Origin of the sequence: Desulfotomaculum sp. OF05-3, assembly GCF_003435535.1 — a bacterium.
Taxonomy (GTDB): domain Bacteria; phylum Bacillota; class Clostridia; order Lachnospirales; family Lachnospiraceae; genus Pilosibacter; species Pilosibacter fragilis.
This window is the reverse complement of record NZ_QWGO01000016.1, coordinates 1-15323: the sequence shown is the minus strand read 5'-3', so window position 1 is coordinate 15323 and position 15323 is coordinate 1. Positions and strand designations below refer to the sequence as shown.

The window sequence follows — 15323 nt, the reverse complement described above, 5'->3', positions numbered from 1 at the left end:
ACCCGATTTTACTTTTTATTCAATAGGTGGATATTTTCCATGTTCCGTTCATTCAAAGAATATCTGCAAATGTCTGCTTATCACACTTACAAGTCCACTCTCTGAACTGTTATCATCTTATCACACTTCTGTCCATTCTTCTACGGCAAAGCTGCGGCAATCCTGCGGCAGTATGATCGTAAATATGGCACCTTCCGGCGAGGCTTTTGCCGCAATATCGCCTCCCATGTACTCCATGGAGCGTTTTGCGATGGAAAGCCCCAGCCCGTGATTTCCGTTCTTCCCTTTATAAAAGCGATCGAACAGATGAGGAAGATCGTCTTCCAGGATTCCCGGCCCGTCGTCCCGGATCGTGATCTTTAGCTGCTCCCCGTTCTCCTCCACGGAGATCCAGACCATCTCCTTTGCGTATCGGATACAGTTTGATGTCACATTCGAGAACGCCCGGCCTAAAAGCATCACATCCGAGATAATTTTATGCTCATCCCCCGGCAAAAATTCCAATTTTATTTTTTTCCGATACGCAAGTCCCTCAAGGCGCTCGATCTGGTCCTCGATGTACTCCCGGATCCCCAACTCCACCGGCACGACCTGGTACCGCATCTGGTCCATTCTCGTCAACGTCAGGATCCCGTCAACAACTTCCGTCAGGCGGCTGCTCTCGTCCAGGATCACGCCTGCTGCCTGGGAGACATCCTCAAAGACGCCTCTCTGGATTCCCTGGGCATAACCGCTGATGGACATAAGCGGCGTTCTGAGCTCATGGGACGCGTTCTGGAAAAACACACGCTCCGCCTCGTCTGCCTTTAAGAGATTGTCCTGCATCTGGTTGATCTCGTTCTCCAGCTCGTAGAGCTCCTTTACGTTGGTCCCAGTCTCGACTTTCTTAAACTTCTTCTCACCGATTCCCCGGGCTGCTTCGCAGAGACGGCTCACCGGAGTCGAAATACTTCCCGCAACGAACCAGAACAGCACAATGGACACGCCCGCCATCGCTCCCATAATCATGAGCACCAGTCTCGACACCTCATTTAAGATCACGCTGGTATCGTGGATCGGACAGTATAAGAGCACATTCTGGACATGACTGGGCCGGTTCTGACCCACATCCAGAAAATAGAGCATATATTTTGTGTCACCGATGGTCTCCTCCGTGATCTCCCCGCTCTCGAACGCCGAATCATTTCCGGTCATTCTCGTCAGAAATTCCGAGTACATCTGGGTCATCTCCGGCTGGTCATCATAGTTTTTCGGGTACAGCACCCGGTAATTATTTCCAATGACCAGCATTTTCGACTCCCCGGACTCTGTCTGAGCCGCGTTCCGCAGGGCACTCAAGAGACTCTTCCCGGCATCCGGCGCATTAGTTTCGTCCGGCACGTCCAGGTTGCTGTATTCGTCCGCCAGTTCCTCCACGGTCTTCACCATCTGCCCCAGGTCACGCTTCGCGTTGTAGTTCATATGTCCGTCCAGCGCATAGCTGAACACGAACCACGCCGCAACCGGGAACGCGATCAGAAGAAACATCACCGGAAGGAATATCTTCATCCGGATACTTAATTTCATGCCTCTCCTCCACTCGTCAGGCGGAATCCGTAGCCCCATACGGTCTCGATCTTCACGGTGCTCTTCTGGTCCTTCAGCTTCTTTCTGAGACGCTTCACCATGTCATCCACAGCTCGGGTGTCAACTTCCCTGCTGTCCACCTTCCAGAGAGATTTTAACAGGTCATCACGGCTCGCCGCATGTTCCTGGCGCTCCAGCATATGGCACAGGAAGTCGAATTCCAGCGGTGTCAGGGCAAAATCTTCGTCCTTTAACTTCGCGGCACGGCGCTTCGGGTAGAGCTTGATATCCCCGATCTCATAGGACTCCTTCGCCTCTTCCTCCTGTCCGGAGAATGTGTCCACGCGGCGGAATAACGCCTTGACTCTCGTCACAAGTTCCAGCGGCAGGAACGGTTTTACCATGTAATCGTCACTTCCGAGAGTGATTCCGGTGATCCGGTCTAATGGGGAATCCTTTGCAGAGACAATGATGATCGGAACATGGCTCGTCTTCCGGATCTGGGTGCAGACCGTGAGGCCATCCATCCCCGGCATCATGATATCGAGGATGCAGAGATCCGGCGCTTTTTTCTGGAACGCGTCAAGAAGGGACTCGCCATCCCCGAAGCACTCCACCTCATATCCCTCTTTTTCCAGGAAATTTTCTATCAGAAAACAGATGTTTTTTTCATCATCCGCCACATAGATCAGCTTTGGCATAATTTTCCCTCCTGTATTTCTATTATCTGCCAGGATGCGCAGCCCATTCCGCCGCCTTTCGGCAGTCTGCGTTCCCGAGCTTTAGCTTCTTTGTTAACGCCCATTATACCATGCCTTTCCTTGCATGGTAAATACCTGCCGCAGAATTGCCGCACGACCGCCCGGACCCGCGTCTCATTCTGATCATCTGAATATTGTAACTGTTCAGTGCCTCATAGTTACGGGCAAAAATTCATTCCAAATCGGCTTCGCCGATGGGATTTTTGCCTTTAAGCCTATGTTTTATTACGGTCAGCGCAGCAAATGCGCAGACCTACTGAACAGTTACTGAATATTTTCAATTTCTGCTCCTGCAGCCGGGAACAGAGGACAAAACTTCGCAGAAAATTTTCCGCAAAACTCCTTTTTCCATTGTACTTTTCAGCAAACTGTTGTAAACTAACTCTATATCACAGCGCAGTGCGAAAGAAATGTTTTTCCCACTCGCCATCCAACATTTTCAGAAAGGACGGAATCTCACATGAATAAAGACCTGGAATTTCTCACCCGCGTGATCGACGAAAAATCCGCGAAGATCCTGGATGCCAACGATAAGATCTGGGAGTATGCCGAGCTGGCGTTCCATGAGACAAAATCGGCTGCCCTGTTAAAATCAATCTTAAAAGAAGAGGGCTTTGCCTTGACGGAAGGCGATGCCGGAATCCCGACCTGCTTTACCGGAACCTTTTCCTACGGAACAGGAAAACCTGTCATGGGAATCCTCGGCGAGTATGATGCCCTGTCTTCCTTAAGCCAGAAGGCCGCTGACCCGCACAAGGAACCTTTAAAGGAAGGCGCTCCGGGACATGGCTGCGGCCACTGCGCGCTCGGTACCGGCGCTCTCGCCGCTGCCCTGGCTGTCAGGGAATACCTGATCGCCAACAAGAAGGACGGAACCATCATCTACTTCGGCTGCCCGGCTGAAGAAGGCGCAGGTTCCAAGCAGTTCATGGCCCGCGCAGGCATGTTCGACGATGTCGATTTCGTATACTCCTGGCACCCGGCAACAAAGAACGCCGTCGAGTGCAATCACAGCAACGCCATCATGGGCGCAAACTTCTATTTTAAGGGTGTTGCGTCCCACGCAGGCGCAACCCCATACCTCGGAAGAAGTGCCCTGGACGCCGTTGAACTCATGAACGTGGGCTGCAACTACCTGAGAGAGCACATGATCCCGGAAGCGAGAATCCACTACGCTTACATCGATGCCGGCGGAACCGCCCCGAACGTCGTACAGGATCACGCGACGATCCGCTATGAGGTCCGCTCTCCGTGGGTCTACCAGGTAAAAGAGCTCTTCGAGCGCGTAAAAAATGTTGCCCGCGGCGCATCCATCATGACCGATACCACCTTTGAGTGCGAGCTTTCCATGGCGTTCACCGAATATCTTCCAAACAACGCCCTGGCGGCGGTTGCGGACGAGTGTTTACAGGAAGTCGGCGCTCCGAAATGGGATGACGCGGATTACAGGATGGCAAAGGAATTCTTAAATACCTACCCGGCGACCACCCTGGAAAACATCAAATCCCAGATCATTGAGACTTACGGGGAAGACCGCTTAGAGGAGATTCTTGAAAGGCCGCTGGATTCCGAGATCCACCCGTTCAACCCGGATAAGATCAAGCTGACCGCCGGCTCTACAGATGTGGGTGATGTCGGATACGCCGCCCCTACCTTAAATATCAATATTGCCACCGCATGTATCGGAAATGTCGGACACTCCTGGCAGATGGTTGCCCAGTCCTGCAGCCCGTTAGCCCACAAGGGACTCCTGACCGCAGCAAAAGTCCTGGCTCTCTCCTGCATCCGCACCATGGACCGCCCGGATGTGATCGAAGCCGCAAAGAAAGAACTCCACAAGAGAAACGGTGGACACTATACCTGCCCGCTGCCGGATTCTGTTGAGCCGCCGTTAGATACATACTAAACCGTCGATTCACGGTTCTCCGCAGACTCCATCTTTCACAATTTGAAACTGCTTTATCTGTAAAATCTTGTCTGCGTGAGTTCAGTCTTTCATACAAAAAACGGATATTTTGTTACAGTTCAGCCATGCGCTGGTTTGAATGAGAAAGTGTGTTGCAAGCTTGCTTGCATAAGCACTTTTTCATCCAAATCAGCATATGGTGGAACCACCAAGCTTCTTGTTTTCATGAATATGAAAACAAGAAGATGTAATGGCTGAACTGTAACGATATTTTTCAGTAAGTTGATCAGGGTACATGTTCGTACTCTGATTTTCTGTTATAATGATAATATTTCAATAGCCTGTTCCTATACGGAACTAACCGGAAAGTATAAGCTCTCGACTTAAAATCCATGCTTTATCAGCCACTCAATACAGTGGTTCTACTGTGTATACAAGGGAGGAACGGAACATGAACATACTGATCGCCGCAGATTCCTTTAAGGGAAGCTGCTCTGCCAGACAAGTGACCGATACCATTGAACGTGCCGCAAAAAATGTAATCCCGGATGTGACCATCACAAAGATTCCTGTCGCTGACGGCGGAGAGGGAACCGTTGATGCCTTGGTTGCTGCCATGAGAGGAACAAAAGTCAGCGTTCCTGCCCATGATCCTTTGGGGCGCCCAATAACCGCCGAGTATGGACTTCTCCCGGACGGCAGCGCCGTGATCGAGACCGCTGCGGCGTCCGGACTTACCTTATTAAAACCTGAGGAGCGGGATGCCCTGCACGCGTCCACCTTTGGAACGGGCGAGCTGATCCGTCACGCCCTGGAACATAGAGTTAAAAAGATCATCTTAGGTCTCGGCGGAAGCGCCACCACCGACGGCGGCGCCGGGCTGGCAGGCGCCCTTGGAATCTCGTTTCTCGATAAGGATGGGAAGGAACTGGAACCAGGCGGTGTCCACTTAAGGGAACTTGCCTCGATCTCCACGGATGGGCTTTTGAGGGAAGCCGCCGGATGCAAGTTTTTGGTTGCCTGCGATGTAAAAAATCACCTTTGCGGAGCCCTCGGAGCAGCTGCCGTGTTCGGACCTCAGAAAGGGGCTGATGAGGAGCAGGTGAAGATTCTTGACGCGGCGCTCGCTCACTATGCCGCAGTTTTGAAGGATAAACTCCACTGCGCTGCCGCCGACACCGACGGGAGCGGAGCGGCAGGCGGCCTGCTCTGCGGAATTCTCCCGTATTTCCCGGTGACGATCTGCTCGGGAATCGACCTGGTTCTGGATCTCACGGATTTCGATGAGCATGTGAAGCAGGCGGACCTTGTAATTACGGGCGAAGGACGGATTGACTTCCAGTCCGCGCTGGGAAAAGTTCCTGTCGGTGTCGCTGAACGCGCCAAAAAAGTCCGGAATGTGCCGGTGGTTGCCATCGCCGGGGCGAAAGGCGACGGATGCGAAACGCTTTATAATTTCGGGATCGATGCGATCTTCGACACGGTTCCGGGCGTCATGTCGTTGGAGGATGTGATGAGTCATGCGGAGGAGAATCTGCTGAATACTGCTGAGAATGTGCTTAGACTGTTTCAAATTGGAAATTTAAGATAAATATAGCGGTCTTTGATTTCTTTCGATGGTTTTTATAACCTGTAGGCACTTCATGACCGAGAAAGACTACCGGGAATTGGGGACTCAAAATTTTTATCAGCCTCAAATCAGGTGCATGAAACTTATATTTTCACTTTCTGAGCCTTTTGGCGGATACTCTTCTGTGTTTTATCTGCTTCTGTGTTTTATCTGCCCACAATTTTTTCAAAAAAGGAGACGATTATATATGAAGCTTGTAGTTTTAGATGGATATACAGAAAACCCGGGCGATTTAAGCTGGGACGCGTTAAAAGAATTCGGTGACCTCACCGTCTATGACAGAACTTCCTTCACAGAATCACCTCTGATCACTGAACGTATCGGTGATGCCGAGATTATCATCACAAATAAGACCCCGATCTCCCGTGAGACCATCGACAAGTGTCCGCGTATCAAGCTGATCGCGGCTCTCGCCACCGGCTACAATGTCATCGACTATAACTACGCCGCTGAAAAGGGAATTCCTGTTGTGAATGTTCCGACATACGGAACCGCCTCTGTCAGTCAGTTCTCCATCGCTCTTCTCCTTGAGGTCTGCCATCACATCGGCCACCATGACAAGACTGTCCATGAAGGAAAATGGGCTGAAAGCATTGACTGGTGCTACTGGGACTATCCGCTGATCGAGCTGGAGGGAAAGACCATGGGCATCATCGGCTTCGGGCGCATCGGTCAGGCTGAGGGACGCATCGCGAAAGCTCTCGGCATGAACGTCATCGCCTATGACCTCTACCCGAATGAATCCGGCCGCGCGATCGCGGATTACGTTACCCAGGATGAGCTTTTCGCGAAGGCTGACGTGATCTCCCTGCACTGCAATCTGACACCGGAAAACGCAGGACTCATCAACCGGGAAAATATCGCGAAAATGAAGGACGGCGTGATTCTTCTGAACAATGCCCGCGGGCAGCTTGTCAACGAGGTGGACCTCGTAGAAGCGCTTGCTTCCGGCAAAGTCGCTGCCGCCGGTCTCGATGTCGTTTCCACTGAGCCGATCAAGGCTGACAACCCGCTCTTAAAAGCTCCAAACTGCATCATCACCCCGCATATTTCATGGGCTCCGAAGGAAAGCCGCAGGCGGATCATGGACTGCACTGTGGAGAATATCCGGGCGTTCTTAAACGGAAAACCGGTTCATGTAGTGAACATGAAATAATTTTGACTGGGCATATCAGGCTTTTTAGCGCCACTGTGTCACAGGAAATTATCTGGAATTTCCTGTGACATTTCATTTCAAAAATTCCTGTCGTCATTTGCTATCCAGGAGAAAGGAAATGTTCCGTTCCTTACGATACTGAACTACATTTAAAATTATGAATGAATCGATCCACAAATATTTCCGCGTCGGTGCGCTCCAATGGATGAGTTTTCCCGACAAAGCCTCCCTCATGGAACCGGCTCCATACGCGGCAAAATTCGGCGCCGAGATGCGGATGACCCACAACAATTTCGGTCTTCTCGTAGATCTCTCCCACATCCCGGTCACCCATGAGACCAGCCAGTTCGTCTTCCGCACGCTCCGCCCTTACATCACCCATTTAAAAATACGTTCCATCCCGGTGTGCCAGCGGTTCTTTCTAAGCTCTGGATGAAAGAATCGTACCTGCCGTAGATGGAACGTATTTTTTCGCTTTCTAGTCGTTCTACTTATTTTTTCTTTCTGGATTTTTCGCACGTCAAGTGCATCAATTTGTTAAACAATTGCAATTATTTATCTATTTTTTTCTTCTCCGCGCTTCTCACCGTATTCACCATATACCGGATGACTTCCACCGGGTAATCTCCGACCGCAGTCTCCCCTGTCACCATGATTGAAGCAGCGCCATCCATCACAGCATGGAAGATATCATTTACCTCCGCACGGGTCGGGACAGGGCTGCGCTCCATGGAGGCCAGCATCTGGGTCACTACCATGAACGGCTTTCCCGCCGCCCGGCACTTCTCGGAGATCTGGCGCTGGACACCCGGAAGGTCCCAGAGATGAACGGCATTTCCAAGGTCACCCCTGGCGATCACGATCTCATCCGCCGCCGGAAGAAGTTTCTCCAGTTTCCGGACGCCATCCATGTTTTCGATCTTCGCGAAGAGCCTGATATCCTCCGCTCCCGCCTCCCGAAGCGCCTCTTTTACGCACTCCAAGTCACTGTGATCTCTCACAAATGGCTGCATGACACCGGTCACGCCCATCTCTTTTGCGATCTTAATGTTTGCAAGGTCAGAATTTGTCAGCGTCGGCGGATAGATCTTCGCGCCCGGAAGAGCCGCGCTCTTTCTGCTCTTTAGGAGACCGCCCCAGAGGACCTTTGCGAAATAACGCTTTTCCTGAGTGTTTTCTCCACCATTCTCGGTCACATTTTCCGCTTTTTCCACAATTTTTAAATGGATCTTCCCATCGTCCAGAAGAACTTCCTGACCCGGAATCAGGTATGGGAAGGTGAGTTCCGGCAGCATGATCTTCGCATACTCTCCAGGTGCTTTCACATGGTCACGTTTATTTTGGGACCGATCAGCGTTTCCAGAACCTTTTCCAAATGTATTTTTCTCAGCTGGTATTTTCTCGATATCTTTATTTTCAGATTTCTGTGCGATTTCTTTTCTATCTGCCCCACTTACTGAGGAATCCTTCACTTTTTCTGGGATTCCGCATATCTCTACAATATCCCCATTCTTCAACGAAACAGGCTCAGAGATGGTTCCGGTTCGCAGTTCCGGTCCCTGAAGGTCCACGAGAAGCTGCGGTTTTACCCCGCATTTTTCTGCTGCGCGCTTCATCTTTCCAATCAGATCCCCTGACTCTGCGAGCGTAACATGGGACAGGTTCAGCCGCATTCCTGTCATTCCCAGTGAAAACATCTCCGCCAGCACCTTCTCGCTTGCGCACGCCGGTCCCAGCGTTCCGTATATATTCACCATCTAAACGTCCTCCTGATCCTTATTCTTCCTCAAGCATATCATAAGGCGGCGGGATTGTCATCCAGTTTCCCGGCGGGAAGAACTTTTCCCGACTTTCCTGGCTACAGAACCTGCCACCGGCAGCTTTTTCCAGATGCATGGCAATATAAAAGGTGCGCCAGACCTTTTTTCTCTGTCCGCCACACCTTCTTTTATCGAAGATCCCATTCTTTATTTATCTTTCAAAAACCTTAAACCTGGATTCTATCCGCAACTTCACATCCGATCGCGACTCTGCACATGTCATTTCCAATGATCATCCAGTCATTGTTCCGCAGGATCACATCGATCGGGTTTCCCTCGCAGAAATCGTGGCGATGAAGAAAATCCATCACCTTCTGGTTTCCGAGCATCCACTTAATTGTATAACGTTCCCCTGATTTTGCCGTTGATAAAGCCTGCATAATAACGCCCCCTGATCCTATGCTTTACAATTGTTTTATCGGATATTGTCTGTAAATTTATATGAATTTATTCATTTTGTATCTTCTTTTTATAGAATACTCCTCAAACTATTGGTTAGTCAAGCGTAAAATCAGTTAGGTGCATGTAATCTTTTCGTTTACGGCAAAATCACAAATTCGGTACTGCTAACATAGCATATATTGTTTTTGTAACAGAAAAACCCGCAGAACAAAGTTCTGCGGGCATCTTGCGCTTGGACACAAATATCTCACGGAGATACTATATTTATTTTTTCGGTGCAAAGCACCTCGGTATTAGATTCGTTGATTACTCGATGATTGTAGCAACTCTACCGGAACCAACAGTTCTGCCGCCCTCACGGATAGCGAAACGAAGACCCTGCTCCATAGCTACCGGATGGATAAGCTCGATTGTCATCTCAACGTTGTCGCCCGGCATGCACATCTCTGTACCTTCCGGAAGCTCGCAAACGCCTGTAACGTCTGTTGTTCTGAAGTAGAACTGCGGACGATAGTTGTTGAAGAACGGTGTATGACGGCCACCCTCGTCTTTAGTAAGAACGTAAACCTGAGCTGTGAATTTCTTGTGGCAGGTTACGGAACCCGGTTTAACAAGACACTGACCTCTCTGGATCTCTGTTCTCTGAACACCACGAAGAAGAGCACCGATGTTATCACCAGCCTGAGCCTGGTCAAGGAGCTTACGGAACATCTCGATACCAGTTACAACTGTCTTACGAGTCTCCTCGTGAATACCAACGATCTCAACCTCATCGTTGAGTTTAAGAGTACCACGCTCTACACGGCCTGTAGCAACTGTACCACGACCTGTGATTGTGAATACATCCTCGATCGGCATAAGGAACGGCTTATCTGTGTCACGAACCGGATCCGGAATGTAGCTATCTACAGCGTCCATAAGTTCCATGATCTTGTCGCCCCACTCACCGTTCGGATCCTCAAGAGCCTTAAGAGCGGAACCCTGGATGATCGGAGTGTCATCGCCCGGGAACTCGTACTCGTTAAGAAGATCTCTGATCTCCATCTCTACGAGCTCAAGAAGCTCCGGATCGTCAACCATATCGCACTTGTTCATGAATACTACGATGTACGGTACGCCTACCTGACGGGAAAGCAGGATGTGCTCTCTTGTCTGAGCCATAACACCATCAGTAGCAGCTACAACGAGGATAGCACCATCCATCTGAGCAGCACCAGTGATCATGTTCTTTACATAGTCAGCATGGCCTGGGCAGTCAACGTGTGCATAGTGTCTCTTCTCTGTCTGATACTCAACGTGAGCTGTGGAGATTGTGATACCACGTTCTCTCTCTTCCGGAGCTTTATCGATATCTTCAAAGTTCTCAGCTGTGTTACCTGCAACTCTTGCTGCAAGAACTTTTGTGATTGCTGCTGTTAATGTTGTTTTACCATGGTCAACGTGTCCAATGGTACCAATGTTACAATGCGGTTTGGTTCTTTCAAACTTAGCTTTTGCCATTTTAAAACGTCCTCCTTAATTTTGCGCCCATTGGGCTATCATATTTAACTTAGGCTGAATACTATTATATTCCATTCGAAAAAGTTTTTCAAGCCTATTCTTGCTATATGCAAGAGGAAACCGGAAATAATCCCGTGGGATTATTTCGCAGCGCCCTTTCTCTCAGCGATGATCTTCTCCTGAACGCTCTTCGGTACCTGCTCGTACTTCTCGAAGAACATGGAGTAGTTACCACGACCCTGTGTTCTGGAACGAAGGTCTGTGGAGTAGCCGAACATCTCAGCAAGCGGAACATATGCCTTAACCATCTTGCCGCCGCCGATATCTTCCATACCCTCGATACGTCCACGACGTGCGTTAACGTCACCGATAACGTCGCCCATGTACTCCTCAGGCATTGTAACCTCTACCTTCATGATCGGCTCAAGAAGTACCGGGTTACCTTTCGCCATAGCATCCTTGAATGCCATGGAACCAGCGATGTGGAATGCCATCTCGGAAGAGTCGACCTCATGGTAAGATCCATCATATACATCTGCAGCTACGCCGAGTACCGGGAATCCGCCAAGGATACCGGCCTTTGTAGCCTCTTCGATACCTTCGCCGACAGCCGGAATGTATTCCTTCGGAATAGCACCGCCGACAACGGAAGAAGTGAACTTGAATGTCTCTTCGCCGTTCGGATCCATCGGTGTGAAGTGTACTTTACAGTGACCGTACTGTCCACGACCACCAGACTGCTTCGCGTACTTGCTGTCTACGTCAACAGCCTTAGTCATTGTCTCTTTATAAGCAACCTGCGGAGCACCAACGTTAGCCTCTACCTTGAATTCACGAAGGAGACGGTCAACGATGATTTCCAGATGCAGCTCACCCATACCGGAGATGATGGTCTGGCCTGTTTCTGTATCAGTATGAACACGGAATGTCGGGTCCTCTTCAGCAAGCTTTGCAAGAGCCTCGCCCATCTTATCCTGTCCGGCTTTTGTCTTCGGCTCGATTGCGATATCGATAACCGGCTCCGGGAATACCATGGACTCAAGGATTACCGGATGCTGCTCGTCACAAATTGTATCACCAGTTGTTGTGGACTTGAATCCAACTGCAGCGGCGATATCACCGGAGTAAACCTTGTCAAGCTCGTGTCTCTTGTTTGCATGCATCTGAAGGATACGGCCAACACGCTCTTTTTTATCTTTTGTTGCGTTTAATACGTAGGAACCGGAGTTCATTGTTCCGGAGTAAACACGGAAGAATGCAAGCTTACCTACGAACGGGTCTGTCATGATCTTGAATGCAAGTGCGGAGAACGGCTCATCATCGGAAGAATGACGAACTACTTCGTTGCCCTCAAGGTCAACGCCCTTGATCGGCGGGATGTCAAGCGGAGACGGCATGTACTCGATGATCGCATCAAGGAGCTTCTGTACGCCTTTGTTTCTGTATGCTGTACCGCAGCATACCGGAATTGCCTGACACTCGCAGGTTGCTTTACGAAGAACCTTCTTCATCTCATCAACGGTCGGCTCCTCACCCTCAAGATACTGCATCATGAGGTCATCATCGAGCTCGCAGATCTTCTCAACGAGTTCGCTGTGGTAAAGCTCTGCATCATCTGCCATATCTTCCGGAATGTCTGTTACGGAGATATCATCGCCCTTATCATCATTGTAGATGTAAGCCTTCATCTCGAAGAGGTCGATGATTCCCTTGAACTCGTCTTCCTTACCGATCGGGAGCTGGATGCAGATCGCGTTCTTGCCAAGTCTTGTACGGATCTGATCTACACAGCCGTAGAAGTTTGCCCCAAGGATATCCATCTTGTTGATGAATGCCATTCTCGGTACGTTGTAGGTATCAGCCTGACGCCATACGTTCTCGGACTGCGGCTCTACACCACCCTTTGCACAGAAAACGCCAACAGCGCCATCAAGTACACGGAGGGAACGCTCAACCTCAACAGTGAAGTCTACGTGGCCTGGTGTATCGATGATGTTGATACGGTGCTCAAGTGCGCCAGCCTTCGGCTTTGTCTTTTCCTGAAGAGTCCAGTGACAAGTCGTAGCTGCGGATGTGATCGTGATACCTCTCTCCTGCTCCTGCTCCATCCAGTCCATGGTAGCTGTACCTTCGTGAGTATCACCGATCTTATAGTTAATACCAGTATAATAAAGGATACGCTCTGTCGTTGTTGTCTTACCAGCATCGATATGAGCCATGATTCCGATATTTCTGGTTCTCTCTAACGGATATTCTCTTCCAGCCAAGGATCTTTCCTCCTATTAGAATCTGTAGTGAGCAAATGCCTTGTTAGCCTCAGCCATCTTATGCATTTCCTCTTTCTTCTTTACAGATGCGCCAGTGTTGTTAGCTGCATCCATAATCTCGTTTGCAAGTCTCTCTACCTGGGTCTTCTCGCTTCTCTTACGGGAATAGAGAGTGATCCAGCGAAGGCCTAATGCCTGTCTTCTCTCCGGCTTAACCTCGATCGGTACCTGGTATGTTGCACCACCGATACGTTTTGCCTTAACCTCGAGAACCGGCATGATGTTGTTCATAGCCTCTTCGAATACTTCTACAGCGTCCTTACCGGTCTTCTCAGCGACCTCTTCGAAAGCGCCGTAAACAATTTTCTGAGCAACGCCCCTCTTACCATCAAGCATGATGTTGTTGATCAGCTTGGTTACAACTTTGTTGCTGTAAAGCGGGTCTGCTAATACGTCTCTTTTCTGAGTATGTCCTTTACGTGGCACGTTACTTCCCTCCTTAATTATAAAAATTATATCATCGGTACTCACATGTTTCCATAAAATGTGTTCGCGCGCGGTTTTCTATCTATCTCCTGCAACCACAGGTCAAATACCACCGGCACTAATATGCGTTGTACGCATTCACTTTATTCCTGTTAGTGATCCCTATGCGGTTGTTCAAGTTTCTATCGACCGCCACTTAAGACGGGAAACTCGAACTCCGCTTCGCTACGTTTGAGTAGCAATAATTGCTTCGCAATTATTTTTTATCTTTCGGTCTCTTTGCGCCGTACTTGGAGCGAGCCTGTCTTCTGTTGGCAACGCCTGCAGTATCAAGAGTACCTCTGATGATGTGGTATCTGGTACCCGGAAGGTCCTTAACACGACCACCACGGATCAGAACAACGGAGTGCTCCTGAAGGTTATGTCCCTCACCCGGGATATAGCTTGTTACTTCAATACCGTTGGAAAGACGTACTCTGGCAATCTTTCTAAGAGCGGAGTTCGGCTTCTTAGGAGTTGCAGTCTTAACAGCTGTGCATACACCTCTCTTCTGCGGAGCAGATGTATCTGTGGCTTTCTTATGAAGGGAATTGTATCCTTTCTGGAGTGCCGGAGCTGTAGATTTCTTTACAGTAGTCTCTCTACCTTTTCTTACTAACTGGTTAAATGTTGGCATTCTTTTCACCTCCTGTGATATTGACTGTTGGTTGCTGCTTTCAGCCTTTATGCGCACAAAAAACGGGACGTACCCGATGCACGCCCCATTATTATATACAGAGTTTTTCTGCATGTCAAGGAGAAACCTTAAATTTTCTTTGAAAATACGGCGTTTTTCGATCATGACACGCCTGGATGAGTTGTCTCAAATTTATCTCTTGTGATCTTGACAGGTTTGGCCTGTTTTTCTCCTGCCAGGAGACTACTCTCCAAGACAGAACATGTCCACGGTCACATCAGCGAGAAGATCTCCCTTTTCATCTGTCACTTCACTGCGGACGATTGTGATGGATCTGCCGCGGCGGATCAAGATGCCTTTTGCATAGACCGTTCCCTCCGATACGTTCCGGATAAAGTTTATATGGGCACTCTGGGTCACATATTTTCTTCCGTCGGCTCTGGCCGTGAGGCCTGTTACCACATCTGCCAGAGCATAGAGCATTCCGCCATGGACCATGCCCATCAGGTTTGTCACGCCGTGAGTGATCTTCATACTGATCTCACTGCATTCCGGGGAGATCTTTTCAATCTTCATATTGGTATATCCCATAAATGGATTGTGTTTTACATACTCGTCCGGGTCGAGGACGTTCCATGTTTCTTTCATGACTTTTTCCTCCTTCTGCGTTCCGGCAGTGTCAATAATCCCATCGCACAGCCGGTCCGGAATAGATTTTTGCCCGCAACTGCAAAGGTACTGAACTGTTACAAGCACTGTATATTTTCAGACAGGATTTTACCATACCGGAAATTTTCATGCAAGACCCCCGGTGCGATTTGATCCCCCCCGATGCGATTTAGTCCACATCCGATACACATTCTGGAACGATACCGCTCCCGGGCTGAACCGTTACAAATCTCTTTCGATCCTGAGGGAGACCGCATCTGCGGTCTCCTCTTTTAATCTATCCTTCGTTAGGGATTGGGTGCCAGAAGTCCAGCCGTTCTCAGATTTGCAAGTAATTCATTAAACTGATTCACCACGTTCTCCGAGTCTGTGGCATTTGCCACCGGAGCGGCCGCTGTCACTGTCCCTGCGGGACCTGTCGGACCGGTTGGCCCCTGTGGACCCATCGCACCTGTCGCTCCCACTGCTCCTGCCGGACCCATCG

At 49.6% G+C, this 15323-nt stretch carries 12 protein-coding genes and 2 pseudogenes; 4 read left to right on the top strand and 10 right to left on the bottom strand.

The window, feature by feature from the left end; genetic code table 11:
• Positions 1-120: 120 nt before the first annotated feature.
• Both DXA87_RS09880 and DXA87_RS09875 read right to left on the bottom strand, forming a co-directional pair.
• Positions 121-1566 carry a HAMP domain-containing sensor histidine kinase gene (locus DXA87_RS09880; protein WP_158553066.1) on the bottom strand — a complete coding sequence of 482 codons (1446 nt, stop codon included), beginning with the start codon at positions 1564-1566 and terminating at the stop codon, positions 121-123.
• Positions 1563-2267 (bottom strand): response regulator transcription factor, encoded by a 705-nt coding sequence (locus DXA87_RS09875; protein ID WP_117504169.1) that lies wholly within the window; start codon positions 2265-2267, stop codon positions 1563-1565. The genes DXA87_RS09880 and DXA87_RS09875 overlap by 4 nt, the downstream gene beginning before the upstream one ends.
• A gap of 520 nt (positions 2268-2787) precedes the next feature.
• Here DXA87_RS09875 and DXA87_RS09870 point away from each other — a divergent pair.
• The 4 genes and pseudogenes from DXA87_RS09870 to DXA87_RS09855 form a co-directional block, all read left to right on the top strand.
• A complete protein-coding gene (locus DXA87_RS09870; protein WP_117504167.1) occupies positions 2788-4233 on the top strand; it encodes an amidohydrolase in 1446 nt (481 codons plus the stop codon).
• 451 nt (positions 4234-4684) lie between these two features.
• A complete protein-coding gene (locus DXA87_RS09865; protein WP_117504166.1) occupies positions 4685-5824 on the top strand; it encodes a glycerate kinase in 1140 nt (379 codons plus the stop codon).
• Positions 5825-6050: 226 nt separating this feature from the next.
• Positions 6051-7019 (top strand): D-2-hydroxyacid dehydrogenase, encoded by a 969-nt coding sequence (locus DXA87_RS09860; protein ID WP_117504164.1) that lies wholly within the window; start codon positions 6051-6053, stop codon positions 7017-7019.
• A 217-nt stretch (positions 7020-7236) separates the two neighbouring features.
• Positions 7237-7401 (top strand): annotated as a pseudogene (locus tag DXA87_RS09855) (sugar phosphate isomerase/epimerase); the annotation flags it as partial.
• A 169-nt stretch (positions 7402-7570) separates the two neighbouring features.
• Here the strand turns inward: DXA87_RS09855 and DXA87_RS09850 are convergent.
• The 8 genes and pseudogenes from DXA87_RS09850 to DXA87_RS18375 all read right to left on the bottom strand — a co-directional run.
• Complete coding sequence (locus tag DXA87_RS09850) at positions 7571-8776, bottom strand: pyruvate kinase (RefSeq protein WP_117504162.1); 1206 nt, start codon at positions 8774-8776, stop codon at positions 7571-7573.
• Positions 8777-9006: 230 nt separating this feature from the next.
• Positions 9007-9219, bottom strand: coding sequence for a FeoA family protein (locus tag DXA87_RS09845; RefSeq protein ID WP_015553338.1), 213 nt, complete (start codon positions 9217-9219; stop codon positions 9007-9009).
• A 328-nt stretch (positions 9220-9547) separates the two neighbouring features.
• On the bottom strand, positions 9548-10741 hold the full coding sequence (tuf, locus tag DXA87_RS09840) for an elongation factor Tu (RefSeq protein WP_015553337.1): 1194 nt from the start codon (positions 10739-10741) through the stop codon (positions 9548-9550).
• A gap of 140 nt (positions 10742-10881) precedes the next feature.
• The gene (fusA, locus tag DXA87_RS09835; RefSeq protein ID WP_117469197.1) at positions 10882-13008 is read right to left on the bottom strand and encodes an elongation factor G; all 2127 of its coding nucleotides are present in this window, start codon (positions 13006-13008) and stop codon (positions 10882-10884) included.
• A gap of 15 nt (positions 13009-13023) precedes the next feature.
• A complete protein-coding gene (gene rpsG, locus DXA87_RS09830; RefSeq protein WP_021905592.1) occupies positions 13024-13494 on the bottom strand; it encodes a 30S ribosomal protein S7 in 471 nt (156 codons plus the stop codon).
• A gap of 256 nt (positions 13495-13750) precedes the next feature.
• Positions 13751-14170 (bottom strand): 30S ribosomal protein S12, encoded by a 420-nt coding sequence (gene rpsL / locus DXA87_RS09825; RefSeq protein WP_117483763.1) that lies wholly within the window; start codon positions 14168-14170, stop codon positions 13751-13753.
• 243 nt (positions 14171-14413) lie between these two features.
• The gene (locus tag DXA87_RS09820; RefSeq protein ID WP_015553334.1) at positions 14414-14818 is read right to left on the bottom strand and encodes a PaaI family thioesterase; all 405 of its coding nucleotides are present in this window, start codon (positions 14816-14818) and stop codon (positions 14414-14416) included.
• A gap of 308 nt (positions 14819-15126) precedes the next feature.
• Positions 15127-15323: pseudogene (locus DXA87_RS18375) on the bottom strand (collagen-like protein); the annotation flags it as partial.